We start from the raw sequence: 13301 nt of genomic DNA, 5'->3' as shown, positions 1-13301 counted from the left end.
CCCCTGACCCCCGAACGGGGGCGTGCGACTCAGGAGGGGTCGCTCGGGCAGTACAGCTGGGTGCGCGGACCGGAGCGGTCGATGACGTGCTCGGACATCGGCCGGCCGCAGAGCGGGCATGCCTGCCCCGCGGGCGCCTCCTGCTCGGGCTGGTCGTACGGGCCGAGCGGCGGCGGGCCGATCCAGGGGAACAGCCGCGCGTTGAAGCGCTGGTAGAGGGAGCCGGTCTTCTTCCGCGTCATATCCTTAGTGTACTAACCATCAGGGCACGATGAGAGGATGACGTCGTGGAATCCGACCCGCTCGCCCTCCAGAACCAGGTCTGCTTCTCCCTCGCCGTCGCGGCGCGCACCGTCATCGGGCTGTACCGCCCCGTGCTCGAGCCGCTCGGACTCACGCATCCGCAGTACCTCGTGATGCTCGCGCTCTGGGAGCGCAGCCCCCGCTCGCTCGCCGACCTCGGCTCCGCCCTTCGCCTCGAGCCGGCCACGCTCAGCCCGCTCGTGAAGCGCCTGGAGGCGAGCGGCCACGTCACGCGCGCCCGGAGCAGCGACGACGAGCGCCGACTCGACGTCGCGCTGACCCCCTCCGGGGCGGCCCTCCGCGAGCAGGCCCTGCAGGTTCCTCCGCAGATCGTGGAGCGGCTCGACGTCCCCCTCGAGGAGCTCACCGCGCTCCGCGACAGCCTCACCGGCCTGATCGGAGCCGCGACCCGCGACGGCCGCTGACCCCCCGCTCGGGGCGCCGGCCGCGAGGACGCCGGCCGTCGCTCCCCGCCGCACCGGGAAACTCCCGGTCACAGCGCGGGATCAGCCTCCGCTCGGCCTGCTCCCGGCCGTCTTGACTGCCCCCTCGCACGGAGTAGTGTCATCGCTCGTGACACACGAGGGCCCCCCGTCCGCCGCGGACGGATCATCGGCCGACGCGACCGAGCTGCGTACCGCCAAGCACTTCTTCATCGGCGAGCCGCTCCCCAGCGACAAGCTCGAGGGACAGCTGCTGCAGAAGCGGCTCGCGCTCCCCATCTTCGCCAGCGACCCGCTCTCCTCCGTGGCCTACGCGCCGCAGGAGCTGCTGATGATCCTGCTGCTCGGCGGACTCTCCTTCCTCACCTTCGCCCCCTGGGTGGCCGCGTGCGTGGTCGTCCTCCTCGTCGTGGTGGTGCTGAGCTACCGCCAGCTGATCCGGGCCTACCCGTCCGGCGGCGGCGACTACGAGGTCGCCCGCACCAACCTGGGCGAGACCGCGGGCCTCACGGTCGCCGCCGCCCTCCTCGTGGACTACGTGCTCACCGTGGCCGTGTCGGTCGCCTCCGGAGTCGACAACATCATCTCCGCAGTACCCGAGCTGGCGCCGCTGCGGGTCGAGCTGGCCATCCTCTTCGTGGTGCTGCTGGCGGCCGTGAACCTCCGCGGCGTCTCGGAGTCGAGCCGCGCCTTCGCCGTCCCGACGTACCTCTTCGTCGCGAGCGTCTTCGTCATGGTCGTCGTCGGCCTGGTCCGCACCGCCTTCGGCGACACCCCGGTCGCGGAGTCGGCGGGCTTCACCGTGCAGGGCGAGCAGCTCACGCAGGCGGCCGTCGTCCTCCTGCTGCTGCGCTCCTTCGCCAGCGGCTGCGCGGCACTCACGGGCGTCGAGGCCATCTCGAACGGTGTGCCCGCGTTCCGCGCCCCGAAGGTCAAGAACGCCCAGCGCACCCTCGTCGCGATGGGCACGATCGCGATCGTGCTCTTCGTCGGCCTGACCGCCCTCGCCCTGCTCTCGAACGTGCACTACGCCGAGAACGCCTGCCATCTGGTGGGCTTCGCCGACTGCGCCACGACCCCGCAGCGCTCCGTGATCGCGCAGGTCGCCGCCGCCACGTTCGGCAACAACACGATCCTGTTCTTCATCATCCAGGCCGCGACCGCCGCCGTCCTTCTCCTCGCGGCGAACACCGCGTTCAACGGCTTCCCGCTGCTGGGCTCCGTGCTGGCCCGCGACGGCTACGCGCCCAAGTCGCTGAACACCCGCGGCGACCGCCTCATCTACTCCAACGGAGTGATCATCCTGGCGCTCGTCGCCGCGATCATCCTGCTCGTCTACCAGGCCTCGCTCACGAGCCTCGTGCAGCTGTACATCATCGGCGTCTTCGTCTCGTTCACGCTCGGGCAGTCGGGCATGGTCAAGCACTGGGTGCGGATGATCCGCAACGGCGAGGGCTCGCGCACCGTCTACACGAGCCTGGCCATCAACCTGTTCGGCGCGACGCTGACGTTCGCGGTGCTCGTCGTCGTCACGATCACGAAGTTCACCCACGGCGCCTGGCTCGTCTACCTGGTGATGCCGATCCTCGGCGTCCTGATGGCCGGCGTCTACCGCTACTACCGCGACGTCGAGAAGGAGATCGAGGTCGACCCGACCACGACCTTCGGCGCCAACGGCGACCACGCGATCGTGCTGGTGGGCCGGATGAACAAGCCCACGCTGAAGGCGCTCGACTACGCCATCGCGGCGCGGCACGAGACGCTGGAGGCGGTGCACTCCTCCATCGACGACGCGCAGACCGCGCAGCTGAAGGCCGACTGGGCGCAGATGGACATCGAGGTGCCGCTGCGCTGCGTGGCCTCTCCCTATCGCGACATCTCGTACCCGCTGATCAAGTACATCAAGGCCCACCGCCTCGAGCACGGCTCCGAGATCACCACCGTCTACATGCCGCAGTACATCGTCGGGCACTGGTGGGAGGCGTTCCTCCACAACCACAAGTCGCGGCGGATCCGCCAGAAGCTCCTGCTGGTGCACGGAGTGACGGTGGCGCTGGTGCCGTGGCTGCTCGACTCGTCCGAGCTGATCTACGGACGCCGCTCCCGGCCGATCCCCGGCCAGACGCGCCGCGGCGAGCCGGTGCGCCCGGTGACCCGCCGCCCGATCCCGCCCGCGTCCTCGCTCCCCCAGGGTGCCGCCGGCGAGGGCGCTCCGCGCATCCCGCAGCGCCCGGCCGCGCAGAACCGGCCGCGCTCGAAGCGGCGCTGAGGCGGCGGGAACTCCGAGCCGGCGGGGGCCCGGAAACGGGTAGAGGGCCCGCGGCGTGTGCCGCGAGCCCCCGATTTCCCCTTAGTGCCTTCCCCCGAAGGCGGCCCGCCCCAACGGGCCGTGTCCGACGCTATCGGTGGGCTATGCACCGGCGCATCCTCCTCGCGACGGATGCCCGTGCTCCCTTGAGACGACAGGCTCGTCCTCCGTCGTCTCAGACGACGGCCCCGCGCACCCGTCGGCCGGTGAGCCACCAGACCGCCGCGACGGCGACCGCGGCCGCCGCGCCGCCGCCCACGAGCAGGATCGCCGCCCGCACCACGTGGGCCCGGTAGGCGGCGTCGAGCGGATCGATGCCCGTACCCGCCAGCACGATCCCGGCGGGCACCACCGCGGCCGCGAGCACCACGGCCGCGGCCGCGATGCGCACCGGCTGCCGGCCGTCGGAGCGGAGCTTCCGGGGACGGCGACCGACGTACCAGACCACCGCGCCGATCCCGAGCCCGAGCAGCCCGAGCACACCGCTCGCGTACTGCGCCCATCGGAAGCCGGGGAAGGGCCCGAGCTCCTTCTGCAGCAGCGGGATCGCCGAGACGAAGAGGCCGCCCCGGTGAGTGAAGCCGTCCCACATCACGTGGCTGGCGGCTCCGATCGCGATGCCGGCGGCCGCGAAGACGAGCACGCGGATCCACGCGGCGGCCCCGCGGGGCGGCGTGCGCCGGGGACGCAGGCGCGAGCGGACCAGCGCGGGCGCGAGGTCGCGCCAGGCCGGAGCGACGACCGCGCTCCACAGCGCGAGGCCGAGCATCCCGAGCAGCAGGTCGACGGTGACGACGCCGAGGAGGGAGTGGGTGGACTCGCGGGCGACGGCGATCGGGAGGTACATGCCGATGTCCGGGACCATCGCGCCGATGGCCACGGCCGCGGCGGGGATCCGGCCGTTCGAGAACGCGAGCGCGACGACGGCGTGGCTCGGCGTGAAGGGCATGACACGCACGCTATCCCGGCAACGCGACCGGCGAGTGTCCGCGTCGCGAAGCGCGGGTCACCGATCGCGGTCCGGCTCCTGCGCTCCGCTCCGGCTCGTCGGTCTCCCGGGGCCGGCGGTCAGCCCGAGGAACGTGATCCCCAGGACGAGGAACACCGGCCAGACCGGATTCCCGAGGACCGCGAAGACCGCTCCCGCCGCGAGGAACAGCGGACCCGTGACCGCGTTCCAGCGCCGGGACGCCTCCTCCGACGACATCCGACCCGAACCCTTCCCGTCCTGTGCGCGCGCCATCCCTCCACGCTAGATCGCCTCCGCGGGGCCCGCCTCCCCCGTCCGGCGGAGCCGCGCGCTCGGGGAGCTCCGAGCGCGGCGACCGTAGAATCGTCCGGAAGTCCGGCCCTCCGGGCCCAGCGGCGACGGATCGGAGCGGGTGTGCGGAAGGCGTTCGCGATCCTCCGCCTGGCCCTCGCCGGGCTGGGCGCGGTCGGACTCGTCGGCGACTTCTTCTACACGCTGGGCTTCCGCGCGTTCCAGATCGACAACTTCTTCGCCTACTTCACGACGCAGTCGAACATGGCCGGGGTCGTGGTGCTCGGCCTGTCCGGCCTGGTCGCCCTCGCGCGCGAGCGGGAGCCGCGCTGGCTCAGCACCGTGCGGGCGCTCGTGCTCACCTACATTGTCGTGTCGGGGATCGTCTTCGGGCTGATCGCGGTCGAGGCCAACAACCGCGGCGTGCGGGTCGACGTGCCCTGGTCGAGCGCGCTCCTGCACTTCGTGATCCCGACGCTCGCGATCCTCGACTGGATCCTCGGACCCGGCCGCCGCCCGGTCGCCTGGCGCGGGGCGCTGACCGTGCTCGGCTTCCCGATCGTCTGGGGCGTCATCACCCTGGTCCGCGGGGCCCTCATCGGCTGGTACCCGTACTTCTTCCTCGACCCCGGCCAGGTCGACGGACCCGTGATGTTCGTGCTCTACGACGTGATCGTGCTGAGCCTGATCTCCGGCATCGCCGCGTTCGTCCTCGCGCTCAGCCGGGTGCGGCCGCTCGGGGCGGCGCACGCGTCGGAGTGGAGGGGGCCGCTGGCGCGGCTCCGCGAGCTCGTCAGCCGGGGACGACGGCGAACGGCTCGAGCGCCGTCTGCGCGAGGGTGACCAGCTCGTCGTCGCTGAGATCCTGCAGCGAGAGGGCCTGATCCGCTCCGACCAGCCCGACGAGCACCGCCTCGCCGGTCGACGGCTGAAGATTGAGCCACTCGGTGATGCCCGCCTCGGAGCCGACGAGCGACCAGCGCGCGGGGGCGTCGGCCTCCCAGAACGCCTCGTCGAAGCGCAGCCACAGCGTCTCGACGACGCCGGAGCCGAGGGCCGCGACGGCCGCGCGCTGCGCGAACGGGAGCGGCGGGTCGAAGGCGATCGCGTCGGTCTGGAGCACCCCGATCGGCACGGTGACCAGCACCCGGTCGGCTGTGAACGACTCGCCGGTGCCCAGGCGGATGCTGACGCCGGTGTCCGTGTAGCCGATGCCGCTCACCACGGCGCGCAGCGAGACCTCGACGTCGGCGAGCAGCGTGTCGACCAGAGGCGCGAGCCCGTCGGTCAGCAGCGCGTCGCCGGAGTCGTCGCTCAGCTCCTCCGCGGTCGTGGCGGCGGAGGCGTCGCCCAGTCCGTACCAGGAGGAGAGCTCCTCGGGAGCGGCGCCGGTGCGCAGCGCGGTCGTCCCGGCGAGGTGCGCCGCCACGCGGGCGGCGTCGCCGTCGCCGGAGCCCGGCTCGGCCTCGGCGGGATCGGGCGCTCCGGAGCCGGCGAACGACTCGGCGAGCGCCAGGTCCTCCGGCTGCTCCGCTCCCCACTCGAGAGCACGGGTCAGGGCGTCGGCACCCGTGGTGCCGGTGTCGAGAGCCGCGCCGTCGGCGTCGCTCGAGCGGACGTCGGCGAGGTCGACCGCGGTCGTGACGACGCCCGCGTCCGCGATGCTCTCGCGCAGGGCGGCTCCCGCGCCGGTGAGCGCCCAGGCTCCGGTCTCGACGGCGATCGGCCAGCCGTCCGGAGTCGCGGTGGCGATGCGGCCGCCGGTGCGCTCGCGCGCCTCGACCACGGTGACGTCGAAGCCCGCGTCGGCCAGGCGCCGCGCGGCGACCGCTCCGGCGAGGCCGGCCCCGACGATCGCGATCCGCTCGCCCTCGTCGGCGACGGCGCTGATCTCGGCGGCCGCGCGGACCCCGGAGCTCCAGGCGCCCTGGAGCGTGCCGGGCGCCTCCGTGTCGGTGGCCTCGCCCGCGAGGAAGACGCGGTCGAGGACCGCGGTGCCCAGGTCGGTGCGGTGCTGCGGCGTCGCGCCGACGGGCAGGTACGAGACGGAGCCGAGCGCGTACGGATCCTCGGCCCAGGCGGAGCGCACGAAGGCGGCCGGCGCGGGGACGGCAGTGGTGCTCGGCGTGGGCACGGGGGCCTTCGTGACGGAGCGGGTCGGCGTCGGACGCGACGGCGTGCAGCCCGCGAGGGCCAGGAGCCCGACTCCCGTGGCGGCTCCCGAGAGGAAGAGGCGGCGTCCGATCGTCATCCCGGACATCCTACGTTCTCGGCGTTCGGCCGGGGCGGCGCGGGCGGCGTGGTGCTGACGCCACCCTGGCACGCGGCCCGCTTCGAGGTGCGGGGTGACGGCGGGACGGCGGGACGGCGAGCGGATAGCGTCGGGGCAGCGCGGACCGGGCCGCGGCGACGGGGGACGCGGCATGGACACGACACGGACGCGGACCGCGACGACGACGGCCGGGGCCCCTCCCCGCGGTCACCTCCACGCGGTGCTGCTCGGCGCGCTGGGCATGATCGTGGTCCCGCTGCTCATCGTCCTCGCGACCACGGCCTGGTCCTCCCCCGGACCGGAGGAGTACGTCCGCATGGCGCTCGGCTCGGTGGTCGCGGCGTGCGTCTCGGTGGTCGGCGCCTGGTGGCTCGCCTTCGAGCGGCGCAGCGCCGGGGCACCCGGCCGCACCTGGTTCTGGGGCGTCGCCTGCCTCGTCACGGTCAGCGCGGTCTCGACCGTCGGAGCCGCCGCCGACCGCCTCACCGGCCTGATCACGAGCTGAACGGGTGGACGTCCTGGCGTGGTCACCGCGCTCGCCTCACTCCTCGGCGACCGCCCCGATGGTCCCGAGTCCCTCCCCGAGCGAGCGGCAGCAGCATCGGAGCCGGTGACCGCCCCGACGAGACGACCGAGCGGCTCCGGCTGTTCCGTCCCGCCGAGGGCGATCTGGACGAGCTGTGGCGGCTGTACTCCGACGAGCGGATCGCGGCGGGCGACCCCCTCCTCCGACACGGCTCCGTCGAGCAGACCGGGCGGTGCTCGCCCGCCGGACGGCGCAGTGGGCACGGGACGACCTCAGCAGCTGGGTCGTCCGGCTGCGGGGTCCCGAGGGCGGCGCGGACGGCGCGATCGGGATCGGCGGATGCACCCTCCTCGCCGACACGGCCTGGAACGTCGCGTTCACCGTCCATCCGGACCACTGGGGCAGGGGGGTACGCCCAGGAGGTCGCCTCCGCAGGCATCGCGCGGGCGCGGCGGCTCCGACCCGAGCTCCCCGTGACCGCGGTCGTCGCGGAACGGAACGAGCGATCGCACCGCACGGTCGCTCGACTCGGTCTCGAACGGAGGTGGGCGGGGCCCGACGCGCACAGCCCCGACCCCGCGGCTCGCATCGTGCTCTCCTCCGACCGCCTCCTCTCCGAGGACGAGATCGGCCGCCTCACGAGCTGAGGGGCGCCGCGTGGCGCTGATTTCCGCCGGCAGCAGCGGAGCCGAGACGCCTGGGCGAGACCGCGACGTCACGTTCCGATGCGCCTCCCGTCCCCATCTTTCTTCCCGGCGGGCGGCGCTGCGCGCGAGTGGGTGGGTGGGCGGCTCGGCACTCGCGCTGACCCTCCTCGCGATCGCGCTCGGCGGTCGGCTGGCGAAACCGGGCGGGAAGGGCGCGTAGGCCCTCACGCCGCGGTGCATCCGCGGCCCGTCACCGCGAGGCGCGTTAGCGTCGTCGGATGGCGAGCATCACGTACCCCGCGCCCCTTCGCGTCGGAGGCCGGGTGGAGGTGCCCGCGCCCTCGATGGGAGTCCCCGCGCACCTGCACGACCGGCTGCAGGACGCTGCGCGCCGACTCGGCTCGGCGGGATACGACGTCCGGGTCCGGCCGCACGCCCTCCTCGGCGGACTCGCTCCGGCGTCCGCCGCGGATCGGGCGGCCGACCTGCACGACGCCTTCCGGAGCGGGGACGCGGTCCTTCCTCCATGGGGCGGCGAGCTCGCCGTCGAGCTGCTGGAGAGGCTCGACTGGCACGCCCTCGCGGAGGCCCGGCCCTGGTTCGTCGGCTGGTCGGACGTCTCGACGCTGCTCCTGCCCCTGACGACGACGACCGGGCTCGCGACGATCCACGGCGCCAATCTGATGGACGAGCCGTGGGAGCTGCCGGTCGGGTTCCACCGCTGGACGGAGGTCGCCGGCCTCGAGCCCGGAGCCGCGTTCACGCAGCACGCCGCGCCGCGACGCCGGAGCCGTCCGTGGGGTGCGTGGGCGGACGAGCCGCTCGACCGCGATCGGGCCTACGAGGAGCCGACCCGCTGGCGCTCGCTCGACGGGTCAGCGGACGCGGCGATGTCCGGCCGCTTGATCGGCGGATGCCTCGAGACGGTGTCCCTGCTCGCGGGCACGCCCTACGGCGACGTTCCGGGCTTCGCTCGCCGGCACGCGCCGGAGGGCACCGTCGTCTACCTGGAGGCGGCCGGGTCCGACTCCGTCTCGGTGCTCCGGATGCTCACCTCCCTCCGCCTCGCGGGGTGGTTCGAGCAGGCGACCGGCGTCCTGATCGGCCGGACCGAGGGCGCGTCCCTGCCCGAGCTGAGCCAGGAGGACGCGGTGCGGCGCGCTCTCGGCGATCTCGGCGTGCCGGTGATCCTCGACGTCGACACCGGGCACCAGCCGCCGCAGATGCCCCTGGTCAACGGCGCGCTCGCCGAGATCGCGCTGAGCGGGCCGACGGCCTCGATCACGCAGCGGCTCGTGCCCTGACGGCGCGTGCGGAGAGATCCCGTCGAGCAGTGCCACCTCGCGGCACGGCCGCCGCCGCTCCCGGCCCTCCTCCGCCCGCCGAGCGCAAGGCCGAGCGGCGGGGAGGCGCCGAGTGGTAGACCTGGGGGCATGAGCAACGACATCCGCGCACTCGCCGAGGGCGAGAGCTACCTCGCCTTCTTCCAGGGCGGGCCGTTCGACGGCCAGACCGAGAACCGCGTCAGCACCGAGGGGGGCTACGAGAAGGAGGTCGACGTCTACGCCGCCGTCGACGGCCAGGAGACGCACCTCGTCTACAACGCCGTCTCCGCCAAGGAGGTCGGCGAGGCGGTCCACGTGACCTACTCGATCGACACGCCCGACTCCGACCCGATCGAGGACCCGGAGGACCGTGGCGGCGGATTCCAGTAGTCCGCACCACCCTTCGGATGCCGCTCCGGCGTCGCGCTCAGCGCGGCCGGGGCGGCATCGGCATGTGAGGACGCGCCACTCCGGAGACCACGCCTCCCGCCGCTCCTAGGATGATGGTTCCTCACTGTCTCGGCCGATTCAGGTCCGCGTTCCTCGGGAGCCGCCGTGTCCGATCCGCTGATCCGCCCGATGCCCCTCCGCGGCGACTCCGCCCGGCACTGGCTGCGGGCCCGCCACGCCGAGGCCGGGCCCGACCCCGCGTTCGCCGTCACCGGGCAGGAGGCGGCCGCCGAGGGCGTGCTCCTCCGGCGGATCTGGCACACGGCCGGCACGATCGACTTCCGCCCGAGCCCCCGCGCCGACCCGGGGTCGGTGGTGCTCCTGCTCCCGCTCGAGGGCGCGTTCACCGTCGCCAGTCGGGAGGAGCGCGAGTTCGTCGGCCGCGGCACCCTCGCGGTGCTGCCCGCCCGATCGGGAGCGACGATCAGCACGAGCGCTCCCAGCTCCCGGCTCGTCCTGGTCGTGCGGCCCTCGGGCGACACGGATCCGCCCGTCGGCCTCACCGTGGTCTCCTCCCCCGCGGCACCGCTGCTGGTCGCCGCCGCGAACGCCGTGCTCGACGCCGGGCTGCCCATGAGCCCCGGGCTGCACACCGCGCTGCGGGGCCTCGCCGCGGCCGTCGTCGCGGACTGACGGGAGCTGTCAACCCTCCCCGCCCCGGCCATCCACTCGCAGGGACGTCCTCGAACATCGAGTGACGCCGATCGTCGGCGCCGGAAGGAGCACTCGCCATGGCCGAGATCACCGCCCACCACGGACTCTTCAAGGACACGGACCTGCACGTCGACGACACCGGCGGATCGGGCCGCCCCGTGGTCCTCATCCACGGCTGGCCCCTCTCGGGCGAGTCGTGGAAGGAGCAGGTCCCTGCGTTCGCCGAGGCCGGCTACCGCGTCGTCACCTACGACCGCCGCGGCTTCGGGCGCAGCGACAAGCCGCTCACCGGCTACAGCTACGACACGCTCACCGAGGACCTGCACACCCTCCTCACCGAGCTCGACCTGCAGGACGTCACCCTGGTCGGCTTCTCGATGGGCGGCGGCGAGGTCGCCCGCTACTTCACGAAGTACGGCGCCGATCGCCTGCACAGCGTCGTCTTCGCCTCGGCCGTCCCGCCGTACCTGATGAAGACGGACGACAACCCGGACGGCCCGCTCGAGAAGGCGCAGGCCGCGCAGATGACCGCGGGCCTCACGAAGAGCGAGGACGACTTCTACGACCAGTTCACCACCGACTTCTTCTCGGTCGACGGCGTGCTGAAGGTGACGGAGGAGCAGCGCCAGGAGGCGATCGCTCTGGCGAAGCAGTCGGCCAAGCACGCGGCCCTCGCCTGCATGACGGCGTTCGCGACCACCGACTTCCGCGAGGACCTGCCCAACGTGTCGGTGCCCGCGCTCGTCATCCACGGCGACGGCGACGGCACGGTTCCGTTCGAGGGCTCCGGCGCCCGCACCCACGCGGCGATCCCCGGCTCCGAGCTGCACGTCGTCCACGGCGCCCCGCACGGAGTGACCGTGAGCCACCCGGAGGAGTGGAACCGCGTCGTCCTGGAGTTCCTCGCGAAGTAGCGGCGGCACTCCCGCATGCTGGTCGAGCAGCCCCGCAGGGGCGTATCGAGGCCCGTCGCACGGACACGGATCTCGATACGCGCCCTGTGCGCTGCTCGATCAGCAGGAACCGGTCACCCACGCGCGATGCTCGCTCAGCAGGAGCCGGAGCCCCCGCGTCAGCCCTTCTCCGCGCCCTCGGTCGTGTTCATGATCCGCCGCTGGAAGACGAAGAACAGGACGGCCACCGGGATCGACATCAGCACCGCGGCCGCGAGCTGCAGCGGGTACTGGTTGCCGGTGCCCAGCTGCCCCGACACGAGCGACGCGACTCCGGTCGTCAGCGTGTTGAGCTCCGGCGACTGCCGAGACACCACGAAGTGCGAGAACTCGTTCCACGAGCCCTGGAACGACAGGATGAACAGCGTCACGATCGCCGGACGCGCCATCGGCACCACGATCGAGCGGAAGGTCCGGAACACCCCGGCCCCGTCGATCCGCGCGGCCTCCTCGATGGAGAGCGGGATCGAGTCGAAGAACTGCTTCATGATGAAGATCCCCGCCGCGTCCACGATCAGCGGGACGATCATCCCCGCGTAGCTGTCGTAGAGGCCGAGCTGCTTGAGGATCAGGAACCGCGGGATCAGCAGCACCACCGCGGGCACGCTCATCACTCCGATGAACAGCGCGAACAGCAGGCCCCGTCCGCGGAAGCGCAGCCGCGACAGCGCGTAGCCGGCCAGCGAGTCGAAGAAGACCCGGCCGACCGTGACGAACACGGTGACGATCACCGAGTTGAGCGTCCACAGCGGCAGCGGCACGTCGGTGAACAGACGCTCGTAGGAGGCGAACGACCAGGTCGCGGGCAGCAGCGACAGCGGGTTCGCGGTGGCGTCGGCGTCCGACTTGAACGACGAGGCGACCGAGATCAGGAACGGGTAGATGTACACCAGCGCCAGCGCGATCAGCAGCAGGTAGCCGCCGATCAGCGACGCGCGGCCGCGGGCGCCGAGGCGGATGCGGCGGTGCGGGACCGGCGCGGCGGGCTCGGGGCTCTCGGGGGCGCGGGTGCCGGGCTCGGTCAGCGCGCTCATCGGATGCCTCCCGCGGTGAGGGTCGTCGCGGCGTCGGCGCGGGCGGCGCGGCGGGGGCGCCGGCGCGGCTCCCCCTTCTCGCGGAGGAGCGCCCGCTGCAGGAGCGTCAGCACGACGATGATGAAGAAGAGGATGAAGGCGATCGCGGCGCCCTGACCCCAGCGGAGGTCCGTGAACGAGGACTCGTAGGCGAGGTACGCCGGCGTGAGCAGCGTCTTGCCCGGCGCCCCTCCTCCGGTGAGGTAGATCTGGTCGAACACCTGCCAGGTGCCGATCAGTCCGAGGGTCAGCACGGTGAAGAGCGTGGGCTTGAGCATCGGCAGGGTGACCGAGAAGAACTTCCGGAGCGGGCCGGCGCCGTCCATGAGCGCCGCCTCGTCGATCTCGGCGCCGATGTTCTGCAGCGCCGCGAGGAACAGCAGCATGAACGTGCCCGAGGTGGTGAAGATCGCCATCGTGATCAGCACGCACATCGCGACGGACGGGCCGGACAGCCAGTCCCACCAGGTGAGGCCGAGCGGGGCGCCCGCGGCCAGCGGCCCGGAGCCGTCGACGCCGACGGCGCCCAGGAGCGAGTGCAGGACGCCGGTCGGGTCGGCCATCCAGGTCGGCCCGTCGGCGCCGAACCAGCCGAGCACCGCGTTGACGACGCCGGAGGCGGAGAAGAGGAACAGGAAGATCACGGTGATCGCGATCGAGGAGGTGACGGAGGGGAAGTAGAAGGCGGTGCGGAAGAAGCCCCGGCCCCGCAGGATCCGCCGGTTCACCTGCACGGCGAGGAAGAGCGCGAGCGCGGTCTGCAGCGGCACCACGAGCAGCACGTAGTAGACGTTGTTGCGGATCGCGGTGCCGAAGTCCTTCTGCGCCAGGCCGGAGTCGGTGAGCACCGCGCGGTAGTTGTCGGCTCCGACGAACTGCGCGGTCGGCCCGAGGGGCGAGCCGAGCCCGTTCCAGTTGCTCACGCTGACCCAGAGGGCGAGGCCGATCGGGACGACGAGGAACACGCCGATCACGACGATCGCCGGGAGGGTGAAGAGCCAGCCGTAGCGGGCCTCGTGCCCGCGGATGCCGGAGCGGCGGCTCCGGGGGGCGGCGGTGGTGCTCATCGATGCGTCTCCTTCGACT

General features: G+C 72.9%; 14 protein-coding genes. 8 read left to right on the top strand and 6 right to left on the bottom strand.

Going from position 1 to position 13301, the window contains the following annotated elements; translation table 11 throughout:
• Positions 1–29: 29 nt before the first annotated feature.
• The gene (locus tag C5C82_RS09135) at positions 30–242 is read right to left on the bottom strand and encodes a hypothetical protein (RefSeq protein ID WP_104223750.1); all 213 of its coding nucleotides are present in this window, start codon (positions 240–242) and stop codon (positions 30–32) included.
• A 45-nt stretch (positions 243–287) separates the two neighbouring features.
• Between C5C82_RS09135 and C5C82_RS09130 the strand changes: the two genes are divergently transcribed.
• Together C5C82_RS09130 and C5C82_RS09125 are read left to right on the top strand one after the other, a co-directional pair.
• Positions 288–728 carry a MarR family winged helix-turn-helix transcriptional regulator gene (locus C5C82_RS09130; RefSeq protein WP_104226825.1) on the top strand — a complete coding sequence of 147 codons (441 nt, stop codon included), beginning with the start codon at positions 288–290 and terminating at the stop codon, positions 726–728.
• Between the two features lie 148 nt (positions 729–876).
• Complete coding sequence (locus tag C5C82_RS09125) at positions 877–3015, top strand: APC family permease (RefSeq protein WP_374952928.1); 2139 nt, start codon at positions 877–879, stop codon at positions 3013–3015.
• Between the two features lie 214 nt (positions 3016–3229).
• On the opposite strand, the gene C5C82_RS09120 is transcribed toward C5C82_RS09125, so the two are convergent.
• Positions 3230–4003 carry a DUF4184 family protein gene (locus C5C82_RS09120; RefSeq protein WP_104354940.1) on the bottom strand — a complete coding sequence of 258 codons (774 nt, stop codon included), beginning with the start codon at positions 4001–4003 and terminating at the stop codon, positions 3230–3232.
• A gap of 57 nt (positions 4004–4060) precedes the next feature.
• Positions 4061–4297, bottom strand: a complete 237-nt coding sequence (locus C5C82_RS09115; protein WP_146076574.1) for a hypothetical protein — start codon at positions 4295–4297, stop codon at positions 4061–4063.
• Positions 4298–4438: 141 nt separating this feature from the next.
• Between C5C82_RS09115 and C5C82_RS09110 the strand changes: the two genes are divergently transcribed.
• Complete coding sequence (locus tag C5C82_RS09110) at positions 4439–5158, top strand: Pr6Pr family membrane protein (RefSeq protein WP_104354939.1); 720 nt, start codon at positions 4439–4441, stop codon at positions 5156–5158.
• Here the strand turns inward: C5C82_RS09110 and C5C82_RS09105 are convergent.
• Positions 5109–6740 carry an NAD(P)/FAD-dependent oxidoreductase gene (locus C5C82_RS09105; protein ID WP_104354938.1) on the bottom strand — a complete coding sequence of 544 codons (1632 nt, stop codon included), beginning with the start codon at positions 6738–6740 and terminating at the stop codon, positions 5109–5111. The genes C5C82_RS09110 and C5C82_RS09105 overlap by 50 nt on opposite strands.
• Here C5C82_RS09105 and C5C82_RS09100 point away from each other — a divergent pair.
• The 5 genes from C5C82_RS09100 to C5C82_RS09080 all read left to right on the top strand — a co-directional run bounded on the left by C5C82_RS09100 (position 6739) and on the right by C5C82_RS09080 (position 11103).
• Positions 6739–7092: a hypothetical protein gene (locus C5C82_RS09100; protein WP_104354937.1), complete on the top strand. Its 354-nt coding sequence runs from the start codon at positions 6739–6741 to the stop codon at positions 7090–7092. The genes C5C82_RS09105 and C5C82_RS09100 overlap by 2 nt on opposite strands.
• Positions 7093–8038: 946 nt before the next feature.
• Entirely contained in the window at positions 8039–9064 is a 1026-nt protein-coding gene (locus C5C82_RS09095) for a S66 peptidase family protein (RefSeq protein ID WP_104354936.1), read from the top strand.
• Between the two features lie 129 nt (positions 9065–9193).
• Positions 9194–9475: an oligoribonuclease gene (locus tag C5C82_RS09090; RefSeq protein WP_104223758.1), complete on the top strand. Its 282-nt coding sequence runs from the start codon at positions 9194–9196 to the stop codon at positions 9473–9475.
• 165 nt (positions 9476–9640) lie between these two features.
• Positions 9641–10168: a hypothetical protein gene (locus C5C82_RS09085; protein WP_104354935.1), complete on the top strand. Its 528-nt coding sequence runs from the start codon at positions 9641–9643 to the stop codon at positions 10166–10168.
• A gap of 98 nt (positions 10169–10266) precedes the next feature.
• A complete protein-coding gene (locus C5C82_RS09080) occupies positions 10267–11103 on the top strand; it encodes an alpha/beta fold hydrolase (protein ID WP_104223760.1) in 837 nt (278 codons plus the stop codon).
• A gap of 158 nt (positions 11104–11261) precedes the next feature.
• Here the strand turns inward: C5C82_RS09080 and C5C82_RS09075 are convergent, their stop codons facing one another.
• Positions 11262–12176: a carbohydrate ABC transporter permease gene (locus C5C82_RS09075; RefSeq protein WP_104354934.1), complete on the bottom strand. Its 915-nt coding sequence runs from the start codon at positions 12174–12176 to the stop codon at positions 11262–11264.
• Complete coding sequence (locus tag C5C82_RS09070) at positions 12173–13282, bottom strand: carbohydrate ABC transporter permease (protein ID WP_104354933.1); 1110 nt, start codon at positions 13280–13282, stop codon at positions 12173–12175. Before C5C82_RS09070 ends, C5C82_RS09075 begins: the two co-directional genes overlap by 4 nt.
• Positions 13283–13301: the final 19 nt, after the last annotated feature.

Origin of the sequence: Rathayibacter sp. AY1D5, from assembly GCF_002932515.1 — a bacterium.
Classification (GTDB): domain Bacteria; phylum Actinomycetota; class Actinomycetes; order Actinomycetales; family Microbacteriaceae; genus Rathayibacter.
Note: the sequence above shows the minus strand (reverse complement) of the source record. Positions and strands in the feature narration are given on the sequence as shown.

What these genes read in the sequence shown, in the direction of transcription:
- C5C82_RS09120 (WP_104354940.1), bottom strand. Translation starts at nt 4,003, where the DNA reads ATGCCCTTCACGCCGAGCCACGCCGTCGTCGCGCTCGCGTTCTCGAAC.
- C5C82_RS09075 (WP_104354934.1), bottom strand. Translation starts at nt 12,176, where the DNA reads ATGAGCGCGCTGACCGAGCCCGGCACCCGCGCCCCCGAGAGCCCCGAG.
- C5C82_RS09115 (WP_146076574.1), bottom strand. Translation starts at nt 4,297, where the DNA reads ATGGCGCGCGCACAGGACGGGAAGGGTTCGGGTCGGATGTCGTCGGAG.
- C5C82_RS09100 (WP_104354937.1), top strand. Translation starts at nt 6,739, where the DNA reads ATGGACACGACACGGACGCGGACCGCGACGACGACGGCCGGGGCCCCT.
- C5C82_RS09080 (WP_104223760.1), top strand. Translation starts at nt 10,267, where the DNA reads ATGGCCGAGATCACCGCCCACCACGGACTCTTCAAGGACACGGACCTG.
- C5C82_RS09105 (WP_104354938.1), bottom strand. Translation starts at nt 6,740, where the DNA reads ATGCCGCGTCCCCCGTCGCCGCGGCCCGGTCCGCGCTGCCCCGACGCT.
- C5C82_RS09095 (WP_104354936.1), top strand. Translation starts at nt 8,039, where the DNA reads ATGGCGAGCATCACGTACCCCGCGCCCCTTCGCGTCGGAGGCCGGGTG.
- C5C82_RS09090 (WP_104223758.1), top strand. Translation starts at nt 9,194, where the DNA reads ATGAGCAACGACATCCGCGCACTCGCCGAGGGCGAGAGCTACCTCGCC.
- C5C82_RS09070 (WP_104354933.1), bottom strand. Translation starts at nt 13,282, where the DNA reads ATGAGCACCACCGCCGCCCCCCGGAGCCGCCGCTCCGGCATCCGCGGG.
- C5C82_RS09135 (WP_104223750.1), bottom strand. Translation starts at nt 242, where the DNA reads ATGACGCGGAAGAAGACCGGCTCCCTCTACCAGCGCTTCAACGCGCGG.